We start from the raw sequence: 441 nt of genomic DNA, 5'->3' as shown, positions 1-441 counted from the left end.
GAAACGAGCTGCAAGAAAAGCAAAATCTGGTGACAAGAAGAGCTTGTGGCCTTTTTAAGGGCTATTGTTTAAAGAGTAGGTGTTTGGGGCGGAAATAAAGTGTGTTTTTGATTTCGCTTTTGAGCGAAGAATTCTTTAAGTAAGTGGCTTGCTTCTTTTTCTTTGAAACCAGAATAGAGCTCAGGTATATGATGACAAGTTGGCTGTTGATAAAAGCGCGGTCCGTGTTCAATAGCACCGCCTTTTGGGTCGCTTGTTGCGTAATAGAGGCGTCGTATGCGTGCAAATGAAATGGCTGCAGCGCACATAGCACAAGGTTCGAGTGTTACATAGAGATCGCAATCAGGGATTCTTTCGCTTTGGAGCATTTCACAAGCTATACGAATAGCGCGTATTTCTGCATGTCCTGTAGGGTCACATGCAGTTTTTGTATAGTTTCCA

Annotated in this window: 1 protein-coding gene; it reads right to left on the bottom strand. The window is 43.1% G+C overall.

Annotation, left to right across the window (positions count from 1 at the left end; genetic code table 11):
• Positions 1-68 precede the first annotated feature (68 nt).
• The coding region (locus J7R10_RS08800) for a nucleoside deaminase (RefSeq protein WP_208436484.1) at positions 69-441 on the bottom strand (373 nt) is incomplete at its 5' end.

The organism is Bartonella vinsonii subsp. berkhoffii ATCC 51672 (assembly GCF_902825225.1).
Classification (GTDB): Bacteria; Pseudomonadota; Alphaproteobacteria; order Rhizobiales; family Rhizobiaceae; genus Bartonella; species Bartonella berkhoffii.
Note: the sequence above shows the minus strand (reverse complement) of the source record. Positions and strands in the feature narration are given on the sequence as shown.